The organism is Candidatus Thiothrix phosphatis, from assembly GCF_035668035.1.
Taxonomy (GTDB): Bacteria; Pseudomonadota; Gammaproteobacteria; order Thiotrichales; family Thiotrichaceae; genus Thiothrix; species Thiothrix phosphatis.
Window position 1 is genome coordinate 1 of the sequence record NZ_JAYMYJ010000057.1, and the last position, 15,881, is coordinate 15,881.

At 61.2% G+C, this 15,881-nt stretch carries 11 protein-coding genes; 8 read left to right on the forward strand and 3 right to left on the reverse strand.

Features of this window, described 5'->3' with window-relative positions; genetic code table 11:
* Positions 1-249 precede the first annotated feature (249 nt).
* Positions 250-1,041 carry an enoyl-ACP reductase FabI gene (locus VSS37_RS07105; protein ID WP_324694108.1) on the reverse strand — a complete coding sequence of 264 codons (792 nt, stop codon included), beginning with the start codon at positions 1,039-1,041 and terminating at the stop codon, positions 250-252.
* A gap of 91 nt (positions 1,042-1,132) precedes the next feature.
* On the opposite strand from VSS37_RS07105, the gene VSS37_RS07110 reads away from it, so the two are divergent.
* From VSS37_RS07110 to VSS37_RS07145, 8 genes are read left to right on the forward strand one after another with little or no spacing between them, the layout of a single operon-like run.
* Positions 1,133-2,986, forward strand: coding sequence for a peptide-binding protein (locus tag VSS37_RS07110; RefSeq protein ID WP_324694109.1), 1,854 nt, complete (start codon positions 1,133-1,135; stop codon positions 2,984-2,986).
* Between the two features lie 12 nt (positions 2,987-2,998).
* On the forward strand, positions 2,999-4,201 hold the full coding sequence (locus tag VSS37_RS07115; protein WP_324694110.1) for a glycosyltransferase family 4 protein: 1,203 nt from the start codon (positions 2,999-3,001) through the stop codon (positions 4,199-4,201).
* Positions 4,198-5,052: an NAD-dependent epimerase/dehydratase family protein gene (locus VSS37_RS07120; RefSeq protein ID WP_324694111.1), complete on the forward strand. Its 855-nt coding sequence runs from the start codon at positions 4,198-4,200 to the stop codon at positions 5,050-5,052. The genes VSS37_RS07115 and VSS37_RS07120 overlap by 4 nt, the downstream gene beginning before the upstream one ends.
* 5 nt (positions 5,053-5,057) lie before the next feature.
* Positions 5,058-5,843 (forward strand): ABC transporter permease, encoded by a 786-nt coding sequence (locus VSS37_RS07125; protein WP_324694118.1) that lies wholly within the window; start codon positions 5,058-5,060, stop codon positions 5,841-5,843.
* Positions 5,840-7,063 (forward strand): ABC transporter ATP-binding protein, encoded by a 1,224-nt coding sequence (locus VSS37_RS07130; RefSeq protein ID WP_324694112.1) that lies wholly within the window; start codon positions 5,840-5,842, stop codon positions 7,061-7,063. Before VSS37_RS07125 ends, VSS37_RS07130 begins: the two co-directional genes overlap by 4 nt.
* Entirely contained in the window at positions 7,060-8,595 is a 1,536-nt protein-coding gene (locus tag VSS37_RS07135) for an FkbM family methyltransferase (protein ID WP_324694113.1), read from the forward strand. The genes VSS37_RS07130 and VSS37_RS07135 overlap by 4 nt, the downstream gene beginning before the upstream one ends.
* Before the next feature lie 14 nt (positions 8,596-8,609).
* Positions 8,610-11,786, forward strand: a complete 3,177-nt coding sequence (locus tag VSS37_RS07140; RefSeq protein WP_324694114.1) for a glycosyltransferase family 4 protein — start codon at positions 8,610-8,612, stop codon at positions 11,784-11,786.
* Positions 11,783-14,101: a glycosyltransferase family 4 protein gene (locus VSS37_RS07145; RefSeq protein ID WP_324694115.1), complete on the forward strand. Its 2,319-nt coding sequence runs from the start codon at positions 11,783-11,785 to the stop codon at positions 14,099-14,101. Before VSS37_RS07140 ends, VSS37_RS07145 begins: the two co-directional genes overlap by 4 nt.
* A gap of 146 nt (positions 14,102-14,247) precedes the next feature.
* On the opposite strand, the gene VSS37_RS07150 is transcribed toward VSS37_RS07145, so the two are convergent.
* Both VSS37_RS07150 and VSS37_RS07155 read right to left on the reverse strand, forming a co-directional pair.
* On the reverse strand, positions 14,248-15,273 hold the full coding sequence (locus VSS37_RS07150) for a hypothetical protein (protein ID WP_324694116.1): 1,026 nt from the start codon (positions 15,271-15,273) through the stop codon (positions 14,248-14,250).
* Between the two features lie 7 nt (positions 15,274-15,280).
* On the reverse strand, positions 15,281-15,881 hold a 601-nt coding region (locus VSS37_RS07155), incomplete at its 5' end, for an MBOAT family O-acyltransferase (RefSeq protein ID WP_324694117.1).

Below are 15,881 nucleotides of genomic sequence, written 5' to 3' on the forward strand. Positions count from 1 at the left end.
CCCGCTCGCAGGTGACACTGCCAGCGGGGCTTTTTTATGCGCGCAAACTTTGCGCTGGGTGTTGGATTTGCGCTCCTCGAACCAGGGCTTCGCGGAGGCCGTTGCTCCGTGCGGCGGGCACCTTCACATAGGCGCGCGAAAGGGATGTCATCCAGCGGGTTGCCCGCCATAACCGTAGGTGGATATGACGGGCAGCAAACACCGGCTAGGACAAGCGCATTGCGCACATACTTCGCCCCCCGCGCTGCCTCACTCTTCCCCCATCCCCGACATGCCGAGGATATTCCAGCCACCATCAACATAGGTGATTTCCCCGGTAATGCCTGAAGCCAGATCCGAGCACAGGAAAGCTGCGGTGTTGCCGACTTCCTCAATAGTCACATTGCGGCGCAGCGGGGCGTATTTCTCGAAATAATCCAGCATTTTCTTGAAGCCGCTGATGCCGGAAGCCGCCAGCGTGCGGATCGGCCCGGCGGAAACCGCATTCACGCGGATGCCCTGTGGCCCCAGGTCGGCGGCCATGAAGCGCACCGCTGCTTCCAGGCTGGCTTTGGCCATGCCCATCACATTGTAATTGGGGATGGCGGCGACCGCCCCCAGGTAGCTCAACGCCAGCAGCGAGCCGTTGCGTCCCGCCATCAGCGGTTTGGCGTAGCGTGCCAGCGCGAGGAAACTGTAGGCGCTGATGTCATGGGCGATCTGTGAGCCGGTGCGGGTGGTGTTGTCGACGATGCTGCCAGCCAGTTGCTCCTTGGGCGCAAAGGCGATCGAGTGCACCACGATGTCTAGCCCATCCCAGTGCTCGCCCAGTTCCTTGAAAGCGGCTTCGATGCTTTCATCGGACGCCACATCGCAGGGGATGGCGATGCTGGAGCCGAAGGCGGCGGCGGTTTTTTCCACCCGGCTTTTCAGCTTGTCGTTCTGGTAGGTGAAAGCCAGTTCCGCGCCTTCGCGGTGCATGGCTTCAGCGATGCCATAGGCGATGGAACGGTCACTTGCGACGCCTGTGATCAGGGCGCGTTTGCCAGCGAGAAAACCCATGTGAACTCCTAAGTTTGTGTAAATGCTGCACCCCGGAAGGGTTGGTGTTATGCTGTGAAACCCCTGAATTATGCAGTAAACAATCAAGCGTATGCAAAAACGATCAAGCGCCGGTGGCTGGTGGCTGTATCTGCTGGTGATGCTGGTTATTGTGCTGGTGTTGCTGACCATGTACCAGATTGACCGGCAGTGGACTAAGTTGGCCGAAGTGCAGGCCACCCTGTCGGAGCAGGCGCGCGACATCCGTGAATTGCGCACCGCAATCACCAGCGGCGCAATCCGTCAGCAGGCGGCGGGTGGTGAGACGGCTCCAGGCGTCACCACCGCTTTTCAGCGCGCTTACGCCATGACGCAGTTGCCGGACTACGCCCAGGGCGACTGGAATGTGAACGCCTTTGGCAACAACCTCAAGACCATCACACCGCTGGTGTCAACGGATGCCTACGCTTCCGAAGTGCAAGGCTACATTCAGGAAAGCCTGATCGCCCGCAACCCCGATACCCTGGAATGGGAAGGGTTGATCGCCAAAAGCTGGCAGGTCAGCGACGACGGGCTGACAATCACTTTCCAGTTGCGCGATGGCGTGACCTTTTCCGATGGTGCGCCGCTGACTACGGACGATGTTGTCTTTACCTTCCAGTTCATTATGACGGAGGCCATCCAAGCCCCGCGTGAGCGCGCCTATTACGAAAAGATCAAGGATGTGAAGGCGAACGGCAAAAACGAGGTGGTGTTCACCTACAAGGAGCCGTATTTCGAGGCGCTGTCGCTGGCAGGCGGCATGCCGATTATGCCCAAACATTTTTACGGGCCTTATCTGCAAAAGCCGCAGGAATTCAACGAATCCAAGGGGCTATTGCTGGGAAGTGGGCCGTACCGCCTGCCAGACCCGAAAGGTTGGACGCCGGACAAGGGCAATGTGGAGCTGGTGCGCAACGAGCGTTATTGGGGGGATGTGCAGCCGTCCTACAACCGTATCCTGTGGACAATCATCCAGAATGACAACGCCCGCCTGACCACGTACCGTAACGGCAAGATTGATGACTATCAGGCGCGCCCGGTGGAGTACCAGCAGCTCAAGAATGACCCACAGATCATGGGCAAGAGCCAGAACTTCGAATACATGCCGCCAGTGGCCGGTTACAGCTATATCGGCTGGAACCAGGAACGCAACGGCAAGCCGACCCGCTTCGCCGACCCGCGCGTGCGCCAAGCCATGAGCTACCTGACGGATGTGGACCGCATTATCAAGGATGTCTTCCTGGGTTACGCCGAAGCGGCGGTCAGCCCGTTCAGCAACACCAGCAAGCAACATGACGCCGCCCTGCAACCCTGGCGGTTCAACCTGGAAAAAGCGCAGGAGCTGCTGAAGGCGGCGGGTTACGAAGACCGCAACGGCGACGGTGTGCTGGAAGGCAAGGATGGCCAGCCGTTCACCTTCCGGCTGACCTATTTCGGCGACAACGAAGACACCAAGCGCATGGTGCTGCTGCTGAAAGACCTGTACGCGCGCGCCGGGGTGAAGATGGAGCCGTTCCCGCAGGAATGGCCGGTGATGCTGGAAGCCCTCAACAAAAAGGATTTCGACGCCATTACCCTGGGTTGGACCAGCGGGATCGAAACCGACATTTACCAGATGTTCCACAGCTCGCAAGCGAAAACGGATGGCGACAACTTCATCAGTTACAAAAGTCCGGCGCTGGACAAGCTGATCGACCAGGCGCGCGCCACCGTGGACGAAGCCGCCCGTATGCCGCTGTGGCGGCAGGCCGAACACATTATGTATGAAGACCAGCCGTACACCTTCCTGATGCGCCGCCAGAACCTGACGTTCATCGACAAGCGCATCCACAACCTGCAAATGACCAAGCTCGGCCTGAACGCGGGCAGTTTGCCGGTGGAAACCTTCGTACCGGCGGCCATGCAGAAATACACCCAGCCATAACGCGCAAGCTCCATGGGGATCAAACTGCTGGTGGACATACACCCTTTGCTGCGGCGCAGGACAGGGGTCGGCAACTACATTTTCTACCTGTTGCGGGAAATGGTGCAGGATGCGCGGGTGGAGGATGTGGTGGGTGTTGACGGCCTGCGTTTCTGGCGGCGGGATGAATTGGTGCCGTTGCTGTTTCCTGCCGCGCAGGGGGCGGCGGCGGATGTGTCCAACGGCGGGGGTAACGGGCTGAAGCAATCATTGCGGCGTCTGCCCTGGCTGCGGGAAGCCCGTGGCTTGTTACAGGCCGCCCGCCTCCGGCTGGCATGGGGCCATTACCACGATTACGTTTTCTGGGGCGGAAATTATTACCTGCCGCCATTGCATGGGCTGAAAAGCGTGGTGACGGTGCATGATTTGTCCCACCTGCATTACCCCGAGTTTCATCCGGCGGATCGGGTGAAATTCCTGCAACGCCGCCTGCCCGGCATTATCGGGCGCGCCAACGCAGTGGTGGCGGTGTCGGAAGCCACGCAGCAAGATATTTACGCCAATCTGGGCAAGGACATAAAACTGCCACCTGTATTGGTGGTCTCACCTGCATGCGCGTCTTTGCCCCCTTCCTCCCTGGCGGGGGAAGGGATGGGAGTGGGGGGAGACGCCGCCAAGGCAGTAACGGAAAAATACCAGTTGCCTGCGCAGTTCATCTTGTCCGTCGGCACCCTGGAGCCGCGCAAGAACGTCGCCCGTTTGCTGGCCGCTTTCCAGTCGCTGGAGCCGGAACTGCAACGCAACTGGCCGCTGCTGCTGGTGGGCGACAAGGGCTGGCTGACCGGGGAACTGGCGGCTCGCCTGCAACAGGAAGCGAATGTGCGCTGGCTGGGCTTTGTCCCGGATGAGGACATGCCCGGCCTGTATCAGGCGGCGGGCGTGTTCGCCTATGTGTCGCTGTTTGAAGGTTTCGGCATGCCGGTGCTGGAGGCAATGGGCTATGGCGCGCCGGTGCTGACTTCCAATGCCAGCTCGTTGCCGGAAGCGGCGGGCGGCGCGGCCCTGCTGACAGACCCCTTGAGCACATCAGCGATTGCTGATAGTTTGCGCCAATTATTGCAGGACAGGGCTTTGCGGGAACGTCTGGCGGCGGCTGGGCGCAAACGGGCGCAGCAGTTTGACTGGAAGGATTCTGCCCGGCGTTTGCTGGATATATGCGAGACACTGAATTCATGACCAAACGTATTCTGATTACCGGGGCGCAAGGTTTCACCGGGCGTTACCTGTCCGCCTTGCTCAGGCAGGTGGGGCATGAGGTGTTTGCATTGCAGGCGGACATCCGTGACCTGGACGTGCTGACGGCGGAAGTCAAGGCGGTCAACCCGACCCACATCGTGCATCTGGCGGGCATCAGCTTTACCCTGGATGGCAAGGACATCAACATCTACAAGGTGCACCTGATCGGCACTGAAAACCTGTTGAAAGCGTGCATGGACATCCGTCAGAACCTGCAAAAAGTGATTCTGGTCAGCACCTGCCATATTTACGGCCTGGAGCATGGCGACAACCCGCTGGATGAAAACACCCGCCCAGCCCCGCGCACCCATTACGCCATCAGCAAGTTTGCGATGGAATGCGTGGCGGAAAACTACCGCGCCGACCTGCCGCTGCTGATCACGCGCCCGTTCAATTATTCCGGGCAGGGGCAGGAAGGGCGCTTCCTGGTGCCGAAACTGGTGCGCCACTTTCACGAGCGCCTGCCGGAGATCGAGCTGGGCAATATTGATGTCGCCCGTGACTTTTCCGATGTGCGCTGGGTGGCGCAAGTGTACCGCTCCCTGTTGGACAGCGAGCGCGAAGGCGTGGTCAACCTGTGTTCCGGGCGGGCGCTCAGTATCCGCGACATCCTGGATTACTTGCGCCAGCAGAGCGGGCATGACTTGCAGGTGCGGCAGAAAACCGACCTGATCCGCCGGGAATGCATGGTGCAGGTGGGCGACCGCAGCCGCCTGGACGCCTGGACTGGCATTCACCCCTACCCGTTTGAGTCAACGCTGGACTGGATGCTGGCGGGAGGGAACGCTTGAACGGCATGTTGCTGGCGGTCTGGCGGTTCCGGCATTTCATTGTGTCGTCGATTGCCAACGAATTCCGCTCCCGCTTTATCCGCAGCCGCCTAGGGGGGCTGTGGGGGATTATCCACCCGCTGATGCAGGTGGTGATTTTCGCCTTCATCCTTTCGCATGTGCTGGCCAGCAAGCTGCCGGGCATCGACAACCGCTACGCCTACGCCATTTACCTGATGGCGGGGACGCTGGCGTGGAACCTGTTTTCCGAAGTCGTGCTGCGGGGGCTGACCCTGTTCATCGACAACGGCAACCTGCTGAAAAAGATTTCTTTCCCGCGCATCAGCCTGCCGCTCATCCTGGCGGGTGGGGTGCTGCTGAACAATGTGCTGTTGCTGCTGGCGATCCTGCTGATTTTCCTGCTGCTGGGGCATGTGCCAGGGGTGCAATTGCTGTGGCTGCCGCTGCTGACGCTGGTGACGCTGGGGCTGGGGTTGGGGCTGGGGTTGATCCTCGGGGTGCTGAATGTGTTCCTGCGCGATATTGGCCAGGTGGTGCCGATCGTGTTGCAGTTCCTGTTCTGGTTCACGCCGGTGGTGTACATGTCGAGCATCATTCCCGAACAATACCGTCACTGGCTGGTGTTTAACCCGATGTATGTGGTGGTGGACGCCTACCATCAGGTGCTGGTGTTCAACCAGCCGCCAGCGTTGGGCGGCGTCGCCGTGGTCGGGGCGCTGGCGCTGCTGCTGTCCGGTTTCGCCATGATCCTGTTCCGTAAGGCCAGCCCGGAAATGGTGGATATGTTATGAACATCCTGGAAGTGCGTGGCGTTGGCAAGGCTTACCGGCATTACCGTTCGGAGTTGCAGCGGGTGTTCAACTGGTTTGGCGGCGGGTTTGCGCCGGTGACGGAACACTGGGTGTTGCAGGACATCAGTTTCAGCATTGCGGCGGGCGAAGCCATCGGCATTGTCGGCCAGAACGGGGCAGGCAAGAGCACCTTGCTGAAGCTGATCACCGGCACGCAGTTCCCCACCACCGGCAGCGTCAGCGTGAACGGGCGGGTGTCGGCGATCCTGGAGCTGGGCATGGGCTTCAACCAAGATTTGAGCGGGCGCGACAATGTGCTGCATACCGCCGGGCTGATGGGCTTTTCCCGTGACGCTGTGCTGGGGCGGATGGCGGACATCGAGGCGTTTGCGGAAATTGGCGGGTATTTCGATGAGCCGGTGCGCACCTATTCCAGCGGGATGCAGATGCGGGTGGCGTTTGCGGTGGCGACGGCGTTCCGCCCGGACATCCTGATCGTGGATGAGGCGCTGTCGGTGGGCGACGCCTATTTCCAGCACAAAAGCTTCAACCGTATCCGCGAATTCCAGCAGCAGGGCACCACGTTGCTGCTGGTGTCGCACGACCATAATTCCATCCGCACCGTGTGTGACCGCGCCATCCTGTTGGAACAGGGGCGTTTGCTGAAAACCGGCTCGCCCGCCGAGGTGGTGGATTTCTATAACGCCATGATCGGTGAAAAGGAAGGGCAGGACACCATCCGTCAGGAACTGGCGGAAGATGGCCAAGTGCGCACGGTGTCCGGCACGGGCGAAGCCACGGTGGCGGACATCGCCCTGACCGATTTGGCGGGCAGGGTGCTGGAAGTGGCTCCGGTCGGCGAAGCCGTCAGGCTGCGGGTCAAGGTGCAGGTGCGGGTGGCCATTCCGCGCCTGGTGCTGGGCTACATGATCCGCGACCGGCTGGGGCGGCCCATTTTCGGCACCAACACCGACTTGCTGCAACAGCCGCTGGAACAGGTGCAGGCGGGCGAACAGGTCACCTATACGTTCACTTTCCCCGCCAATCTGGGGCATGGCAGCTATTCCGTGTCCACGGCGTTGGTCAGCACCGACACCCATCTGGTCAACAATTATGAATGGCGGGATCTGGCGCTGGTGTTTGAGGTCGCCAATATGAACCATGCTTATTTCGAGGGGTGCAACTGGATGTTGCCGACACTGGAGGTTGATCGTCCATGACGTTTGTTTCCTACGCCCAGAATTATGAAGATGTCATGTTGCAGCGGGCGTTCCGCACGGTGGAAAAAGGCTTTTTCATCGATGTGGGGGCGAATGCGCCGGTCGGGGATTCCGTCACCTACCTGTTTTATGAGCGCGGCTGGCGCGGCGTCAATATCGAGCCGGTGTCGCAATGGTTCGAGATGCTGGCGGAAATCAGGCCGGACGACATCAACCTGAATGCGGCCATCGCCGACAGCGCCGATTCCCTCACCCTGTACGACGTGCCGGATACCGGGCTGGCCACTGCCGACCCGGCCATCGCTGAACGCCACCGGCAGGAAGGGCGGACGGTGCTGGAACGCAAGGTTCCGGCCTACACCCTCAACGCGGTGTGCGCCCGCCATGCGCCTGCGCTCATCCAGTTCCTGAAAATCGATGTGGAAGGCGCGGAAGCCTCAGTGCTGCGCAGCATTGACCTCGACCGTTACCGCCCGCAGGTCATCCTGGTGGAGGCGACCCTGCCCAATTCCACCACCGTCAGCTATGCGGAATGGGAGCCGCTGATCACCGGCAAACGTTATGATTTCGTCTATTTTGATGGCCTCAACCGTTTCTACGCTGCGCAGGAATGCGCCGCCCTGAAGGCCGCGTTCAGCGCGCCGCCGAATGTGCTGGACGACTTCATGCAGTACCGTGAAGTCATGCACCGGCAGGCCATTGAACGGTTGCAGGCGCAACTGGACGCCGAGCGGCGGGTGGAAGCGCCCCCGGAATTCAAGCCGCTGGACATTTCCGTGCTGGAGCCGCTGGCCTGGGTGGGCGGCGCGGCGGATGGCGACGCAGGCAAGCTGTTGCAGATCGGCGCTGGCCTGAAACTGGTGCGCCAGCAGCAGGAACGGACGGAACAGGCCATCTGGCGCTTGGCGCAGGCTCAGGTCAAGCAGACGGCGCTGGAGGCGGAGCGCCTGCGCTTGCAGGAAGCGGGTTATCAGCGGCGCATCTTTGAGCTGGAGCAGGAAAACCGGCAGACGCAGCAGCAACTGGGGCAGCAGTTGGAGCAGGAGCGGCGGCACTGGCGGCAGGAACGCCAGGAACTGCAACGCCAGCATACCGCAGCGTTGGAAGATAAAGCCGTGATTGAGCATGAATTGCGCGGCGTTTACGGCGGCATGGCCTGGCGCATCACCAAACCCTTGCGTATCGCCGCCGACCATGGCAAGCCGCTGTTGCGTAAAATCCGGGAAGGCGGTGGCGCATGGCTCCGTTTCACGCCAGAAAGCCGCCCGCGCCGCACCGCCCGCCAACTGAAGCGTTGGTTGGTGCCGCGTCTGGGGCAAGCCTTACGGCGCGGCAAGGATGGCCTGATGCGCAACCCCGTCACCGCCCGCTATTTGCAGGCGACGCTTGACCGTTTCCCCGGCCTGCGCCAAGGTCTGCGCTCTTGGGCGAACCGCTCGGCGCAGGGTGAAACCGATGTGCAGGCCGAACAGGGGAAACTGAGCCAGCAGGCCGCCCGGGTTTACCGCGCGCTGCAACCGCCGCAACCATAAACAGGATTTCAGTGATGTCACGCATGAAAATTGTGCTGGATATGCAGGCCCGCCAGTCACAGGGCAGCCATCATCGCGGTATTGGCCGGTATGCGCTGGCGCTGGGGCAAGCCATGGCGCGGCAGGCGGGCGACCAGATCCATTTGTTGGTCAATGCGGCGTTTCCGCATTACGGGCTCGAAATCCGTGAGGATTTCAGCCAGTGGGTTGACCCCCGGCGCATCCATGTCTTCCATGCGCCACAACCGGCGGCGGGTTTGCATCCCGAGAATGGCTGGCGCATCCGGGTGGCGGAACAGCTGCGGGAAGGCGTGCTGCAAGCGTTGCAGCCGGACATCGTGCACATCAGCAGCCTGTTTGAGGGGGTGGATGACGATGTGGTGACGTCCGTATGGCATCCTGCCCTTAGTGGGAAAACCTCCGTCACCCTGCATGACCTGATCCCGTTGATGCAGGCTGACCATTACCTGCGCGATCCCCGGATGCAGGCGTGGTATTACCGCAAGTTACAGTCGTTGAAAAACGCCGGGTTGCTGCTGGCGGTTTCCGAGTATTCGCGCCGCGAAGGCATTGAGGTGCTGGGGCTGGACCCGCAACGGGTGGTGTGCGCGCCGAATGCGGTGTCCACTGAGTTCCGCCGCCTGGATTTGACACAGGAACAGGCCGCCGCCATCAAGGCGAAATTTGGCCTGGGCCGCGCGTTCATCCTCTACATGGGCGGGGTGGAATACCGCAAGAATATTGAGCGGCTGGTGGCCGCTTATGCCAGCCTGCCCGCGCCAGTGCGGGCGCAGCATGCGTTGGTGATCGCCGGAAAGGTCAAGGATTATGAGCATGACCGCCTATTGGTGTTGCAGCACAAGCATGGCCTGTCCGCCGCCGATTTCATCTTGACCGGGCCGGTCAGTGATGAGGAACTGGTCGAGCTGTATAACCTGGCCGCGTTGTTTGTGTTCCCGTCGCTGTACGAAGGTTTCGGGCTGCCGGTATTGGAGGCGATGGCTTGCGGCTGCCCGACGATCGCCGCCAATAATTCCAGCCTGCCGGAAGTGGTCGGGTGGGATGAAGCGCTGTTCGACGGCCTGAGTGTGGAAAGCATGGGCCGGAAAATGGCGCAAGCGCTATCGGACGCCGGTTTCCGCATCGCGTTGCAGGCGCACGCGGAACAGCATATCCAGCGCTTTTCCTGGGATGCCTCCGCAACGGTGGCGTTGGAGGCTTTCGCCGCGCTGCATGAGCAACAGCAGGCTGTCGGGCGAACTCAGGTCGCCATCAGCCTGCCGGAGACGCAGCGCCCGAAGCTGGCGTTTGTGGCTGAGTTTCCGGAAAACGGCGGCGGCGCGGCGCATTTCAACGCCCATTTGTTACCGGCGCTGGCGGCTTTTTACGATATTGAACTGGTCAGCGAGCAAGCTGAGACCGGCGACCTGTGGCTACGCAGCAATTTCCCACTACGCAGCCGCCAATGGTTGCGCGCCCATGCCGCCCATTACCAGCGGCGGGTGTATGCGCCTGACCCGGACGCCTATGACCCGGATTTGCTGGCGCTGATGCAGGAACAGCCGGGAACGCTGCTGTTGCACCGTTTCCAGGCTGACGCTTGGCGGCTGTCGCCAGCGATGCGCTATCAGGCTCATGGCTACACCGCCTTGCTGCCGGGGGATAGGGAAACGGAAGTCTCTTATCCTGGCAACCGGCCTTTGCTGGAGGCGGCGTTGGGGGTCATTGCGCTGGAAGCCGATGCGCAACAGCAGGCGCAGGACTGTTACGGCGCTGAGATGGCGCGTTACTGGCGGCATCTTGCGGTGGAACCGTTGGCGGAACAGGCGCTGGGCGTGAGCCATGTGATCGGGGAACAGTTCGCGCAGGCGTTGGAAACGTTCCATGCGCAACATCCCTGGGCGTTGGAGCGGCAAGTGGCCCGGCGGATACAGGCGCTGGCGGCTCCGGTCGAAGCCGTCGCGGCGGATTGGCTGGCGGTGGCGCAAAGCCTGGCGGACAACCGTTTAACCTGGCCGCCTGCACAGCCGGTGTTGTTCTACGACGTGTCCATTTTTGTCTGGGGCGACCACGCGACGGGCGTGCACCGTGCGACCCGCAGCATCCTGCTGGCATTGCTGAAGGCACCTCCCGCTGGCTGGCGGGTGGAGCCGATTTATGCGCATGAAGGCCATTACCGTTATGCGCGGCGGATGACGGCTGAATTGTTGGGCGTGAAGGGGTTGGGGTTGCCGGATAGAGTGGTGGATTTCCGTGCGGGGGATCTGTTCCTGCATGTGGATCTGGGCATGCACATCGTGGCGGACATGGAGCCGCACTTGCAGAAAATACGCGCTTGCGGGGTGCAGGTTTACCATCTGGTGCATGACATCCTGCCTATGCGCCTGCCACAGGAATTTTTCGACGCGGGCGTGCTGACCTATTTCCGGCGCTGGCTGGAAGCGGTGTGCCGGGTGGCGGATGGCCTGATCATGACCACGCAGGCCGGGTTGGATGATGTGGCGGCGTGGATGCGGGAAAATCCGCCGCAACGTTTCGGCCAGCCCCGGTTGGGCGTGTGCACGCTGGGGGCGGACATCCAGGCCGATGCGGAAGCGCCGCTGGCTGGACAGGAGCGCGCCTTGCTGGAAACTTTTCGCCAACGTCCGACCTTCCTCATGGTCAGCACCATCGAGCCGCGCAAGGGGTATGGGCAGGCGCTCAAGGCGTTTGAACGGTTGTGGGAGCAGGGCGTGGACGCGCAACTGGCGCTGGTCGGCAAACAGGGCTGGAATGTCGAACCCCTGATGGCGGCGATCCAGCAGCATCCGGAACTGGGCAAACGCCTGCATTGGATGAAGTTCGTCAGCAACACGATGCTGGCGGGTTTGTATGCAAGCTGTTCCGCCTTGCTGATGGCGTCCGAGGGCGAAGGTTTCGGCCTGCCGCTGATTGAGGCCGCCCAGCACCAGCTGCCGGTGATTGCCCGCAATATCCCGGTGTTCCGCGAAATTGCCGGGGAGCATGCGTTTTATTTCGAGGGCAAGGAGCCGCAGGCGCTGGCCGACGCCATCCAGCGCTGGCTGGCGCTGCGTGAACAGGGGCAGGAGCCCAAGCCCGCCGGTATCCAGTGGATTACCTGGGAAGACAGCGCCGCACAGGTCAAGGCGTTCCTGTTGGGCGGGCAGGCGCGGGGAGGCGCAACGGCGTGAGCGGCATCCGTTACCAGTTTGAAGGCCCGTTTGACAGCAGCTACAGCCTGGCCATCCTCAACCGGGAAATGGCGCGGGCGGTGGAAGCCCTGCGCCCCGGCTCCGTGGCCTTGTATTCCACCGAAGGGCCGGGGGATTACGCGCCAAACCTGGAATGGCTGCGGGATGATCCGCAGGTTGTGGAGCTGTGGCGGCGCAGCCAGCAGCCGCCAGCCAAGCCGCCGGATGTGACCTTGCGCAACTTGTATCCGCCGCGCGTCACCGGCATGTCCGGCCAGTTGCATGTGATGAACACTTACGGTTGGGAGGAAACCGGCTTCCCGGCGGAATACGTCGCTGCGTTCAACGAACACCTGCATCTGGTGACGGTGATGTCGTCCTGGGTGCGCAAGGTGCTGGTCGAAAATGGCGTGCGGGTTCCAGTGGTGCCGGTCGGGGTGGGCGTTGACCACATCCTGCGCTATCCGGTCGAGCCGGTCAGCCTGCCGAAGGGCAAGCGTTTCTGTTTCCTGCACATTTCTTCCTGCTTCCCGCGCAAGGGGGTGGACGTGCTGCTGGACGCCTATACGGCGGCGTTCACGGCGGCGGATGATGTGCTGCTGGTGATCAAGACTTTCCCCAATCCGCACAGCACCATTGAGCAACAACTGCTGGAATTGTGGGATCGCCAGCCGGATTGTCCGGCCATTCACCTGATCGATGAGGATTTAAGCATCGGCCAGATCAACAGCCTGTATCAGCAGGCGGATGCGCTGGTCGCCCCTTCGCGCGGCGAAGGGTTCGGCATGCCGATGGCGGAGGCGATGCTGTGGGGGACACCAGTGATCACCACCGGCTACGGCGGGCACACCGATTTCTGTACGCCGGAAACCAGTTGGCTGATTGACTACCACTTCGCCAAGGCGCAGACCCACATGGGGCAGTTTGATTCGCTGTGGGTGGAGCCGGACACGCTGCACCTGACGGCGCTGATGCGCAAGCTGTATGCGCTGTCGCAGGATGCAGCCGGGCGGGAAACTATCTGCATACGCACGCAGGCGGCCAAAGCCATGATTGAAAACGGCTGGTGCTGGAGCCAGGTGGCCGGGAGGCTGCTGGAGGCGATTGACGGCCTGTACGCTTCGGTTGGCAATTTCCTGCCGACCAAATTGCGGGCGCAGCAGCAGGACGCCACTGTTGGCAAGGTCGCCTGGGTCAGCACCTGGAACACCCGTTGCGGGATCGCCAGCTATTCCGAATGGCTGCTGGAAAACAGCCATTTGCCGGTCACGATCCTGGCGAACGCCGATAGCGTGCCGACCGGGGCGGATGGGGACAATGTGATCCGTTGCTGGGAAACCCGTGCCGGGAAGCGGGAAACGCCGTCACTGGCGGGGTTGCTGCACACCATCCTGAACAGCGGTTTCCGGGCAGTGGTGATCCAGTTCAATTTCGCCTTTTTTGGCGTGCAGCCGTTGCAGGAAGTGATCAAAACCCTGCGGGAACGGGGCATTGTGGTGTACCTGTTTTTCCACGCCACGCAGGATGTGGTCCAGGACGGGCGGCTGGTCAGCACGGTGCGTGGGCTGGGCGGGGCGCTGGCGGATTGCACCCGGCTGCTGGCGCACGGGACGGCGGATGTCAACCGGCTGAAACGTTTCGGGCGGGTGGGGAATGTGACCCTGATACCGCACGGCGTCATGTATGCGCCGGACATCCTGGCGCGGCATCAGCCTGACCCGGCGGTGTTCCGCATTGCGTCGTATGGCTTTCTGTTGCCGGACAAAGGCGTGCCCGAACTGATCAGCGCCTTCGCCCTGTTGCAGCAGCGCCTGCTGGCGCTGGCGGCGGCGGGCAAGCCGTGCCCGCAGGTGCGGCTGGAGCTGTTCAATGCGCTGTATCCGGGCAGCGTGTCGGAGCAGGAGCGGACGAAATGCGTGACGCTGATTGAATACTCCGGGTATGCGGACAGCATCGGCCTGCATACGGCCTACCAGGAAAATGAACAGTCGCTGGCGGCGCTGGCGGCCTGCGACTTGGTGGTGTTCCCGTACCAGAAGAGCCGGGAATCCTCCAGCGCGGCGGTGCGGATGGGGCTGGCGGCGGGGCGTCCGGTCGCCTGCACGCCGATGAATGTGTTTGGCGATGTGGCGGACATCGTGCATTTCCTGCCGGGCGTGTCGCCGCAGGCGATGGCGGAGGGGTTGCTGGAATTGGTCATGGATTCCGCCAAGCTGGCCTCAGCCCGGCGGCGTCACCAGCAATGGTTGCAGGCGCATGCCTGGGAGCAGGTGACGCAACGGTTGGACGCAATGTTGATGCAGGATATGCGATAGACGCGAGGTGAGTAAGTGTTTCCCGGCAGAGTTGGGAGCTTTAAATTCGTGGGTTGCCCAAGGCCGCCAAACAGGGGCGTTAACGCGACCTTGGTTCTTGTGACGCTTTATCAGCTGCTGTCCTGTTTGCGGATGGGCAGTTGTTGCTAACGGTTATCGCCTGGATTGGCCTGTGCGTCTGGGTGTTGTGGTGAAGTTTCGCCACAGTACGGCTCCAGCGATGGCCCCAAATCCCTGATCAGTCTGGCGGTGTGTTTCTGGCGGCCTTCGTCGGTCAGGTGGTATTCGGTGTTGAACAGGTCGTCCATGCCATACATGTAGTCAAACGGAGAGCCGACATAGGTTGCGCCCAGCGCCCGCACTTTGCCGGGCAGATCAGTATAGAACGCCCGCTCTATGGGGTCTTCATGGTAAAACGCCCGTTCATGGAAAGCGGACGGTACAAATATCAGGCAGACATCATGCTGTTTCGCCCAGGCGATGTAATCCCGCAGGTACCGCCACGCCAGATTGTCGGGTTTGTCGTCCTTGCCGTATTGATGGGGCGGCATGTCGCGGTGGCCTTCCCATTCGCGCAATTCCTGGCCTACCAGTCTGGCTTTGCCAGTATTGCGCTGGTCGCCGGTGGCCGGGTCAATATTGTGTACGCCATACAGGACTGTGACCGGCGGCTGGGCATCGGAAGGGTGGTAGCCTTGCCAAATCCGCTCCAGCGGTGTTTCCCACAGGATGTTAAAGCGTTCCTTCCAGCCCAGCCGCCAGAAAAAACCAGGGTCGCGGGCAAGAATCTGGTCGATCAGTTGGGTGTTGGTTGCCCCGTCATACAGGTACAGCGGGTATTCCAGCGGCAGCAGGGCGATGTCTCCGGGTTTTAGCGCCTGTTGGGAGCGGTACAGGATATAGGGCAGCAGCATGGCGGCGTTCACCCCCTGATTCACCACAGGGCGATGGTAAGTTTGGCTGATCAGGCTGGAATTGAGGCCAAACAGGGCGTTGGAACCAGAGACTATCACGATCTTGGGTTGGCGGATGGCGTCTGCCAACCGTTGTTTCAGCTGATAGGCGTGATATACCCAGGAGGGCGTAGGGTTGCCGACTTGCCCATAAACAAGCCCCAGCCAGACGCAGGCGGCCAAAAGGAAACCTGCCGGTAACGCTGTCCAGAATTGCATGCTGTTCCTAGAAAACAAAATAAATAAAACTCTGCGAGGAGCCGCTGGCCATCATTTTCAGGCTCACAAACAATAACGCACCCGCCAGTAAGCCGTGCCCTGCGTGTAAGCGGATGGCTGCCGGATTTTTCTGCCAGCGGGTATATTGCAGCCATTGCAGGGTGCTGGGAAAGCCCCACACTATGATGAAACCTGCCAGCAGCCATGCCAGTGTCGGGAGGTTTTGTGCCGCCACTATTTGGGTAAAATCGGGATATTGCCACAGGGCGTTGAAATAACGCCACACTGCTGGCAGGGTTTCCGCCCGGAACAATACCCATAACAGCGAAACCAGCAGGAATGTCAACAGTATGGAGATGGGCTTCCAGGGCAAGCGTCCAGCAATTTTGGCGATACGGTGGTTGAGCATCAGCAGCAGGCCATGCAGGCCACCCCACAGGATAAAAGTCCAGCCAGCGCCATGCCACAAGCCTGCTAATAGCATGGTAATCAGTAGGTTGAATGTCTGTCGCCATGCCCCAAGACGGTTGCCGCCCAGTGGGATATACAAGTAGTCACGCAAGAAGCCTGATAGTGTAATGTGCCAGCGCCGCCAGAAATCAGTGATG

Excerpts from the sequence above, each read along its gene's own strand:
- VSS37_RS07105 (WP_324694108.1), bottom strand. The coding sequence starts at position 1,041 with ATGGGTTTTCTCGCTGGCAAACGCGCCCTGATCACAGGCGTCGCAAGT.
- VSS37_RS07110 (WP_324694109.1), top strand. The coding sequence starts at position 1,133 with ATGCAAAAACGATCAAGCGCCGGTGGCTGGTGGCTGTATCTGCTGGTG.
- VSS37_RS07115 (WP_324694110.1), top strand. The coding sequence starts at position 2,999 with ATGGGGATCAAACTGCTGGTGGACATACACCCTTTGCTGCGGCGCAGG.
- VSS37_RS07120 (WP_324694111.1), top strand. The coding sequence starts at position 4,198 with ATGACCAAACGTATTCTGATTACCGGGGCGCAAGGTTTCACCGGGCGT.
- VSS37_RS07125 (WP_324694118.1), top strand. The coding sequence starts at position 5,058 with ATGTTGCTGGCGGTCTGGCGGTTCCGGCATTTCATTGTGTCGTCGATT.
- VSS37_RS07130 (WP_324694112.1), top strand. The coding sequence starts at position 5,840 with ATGAACATCCTGGAAGTGCGTGGCGTTGGCAAGGCTTACCGGCATTAC.
- VSS37_RS07135 (WP_324694113.1), top strand. The coding sequence starts at position 7,060 with ATGACGTTTGTTTCCTACGCCCAGAATTATGAAGATGTCATGTTGCAG.
- VSS37_RS07140 (WP_324694114.1), top strand. The coding sequence starts at position 8,610 with ATGTCACGCATGAAAATTGTGCTGGATATGCAGGCCCGCCAGTCACAG.
- VSS37_RS07150 (WP_324694116.1), bottom strand. The coding sequence starts at position 15,273 with ATGCAATTCTGGACAGCGTTACCGGCAGGTTTCCTTTTGGCCGCCTGC.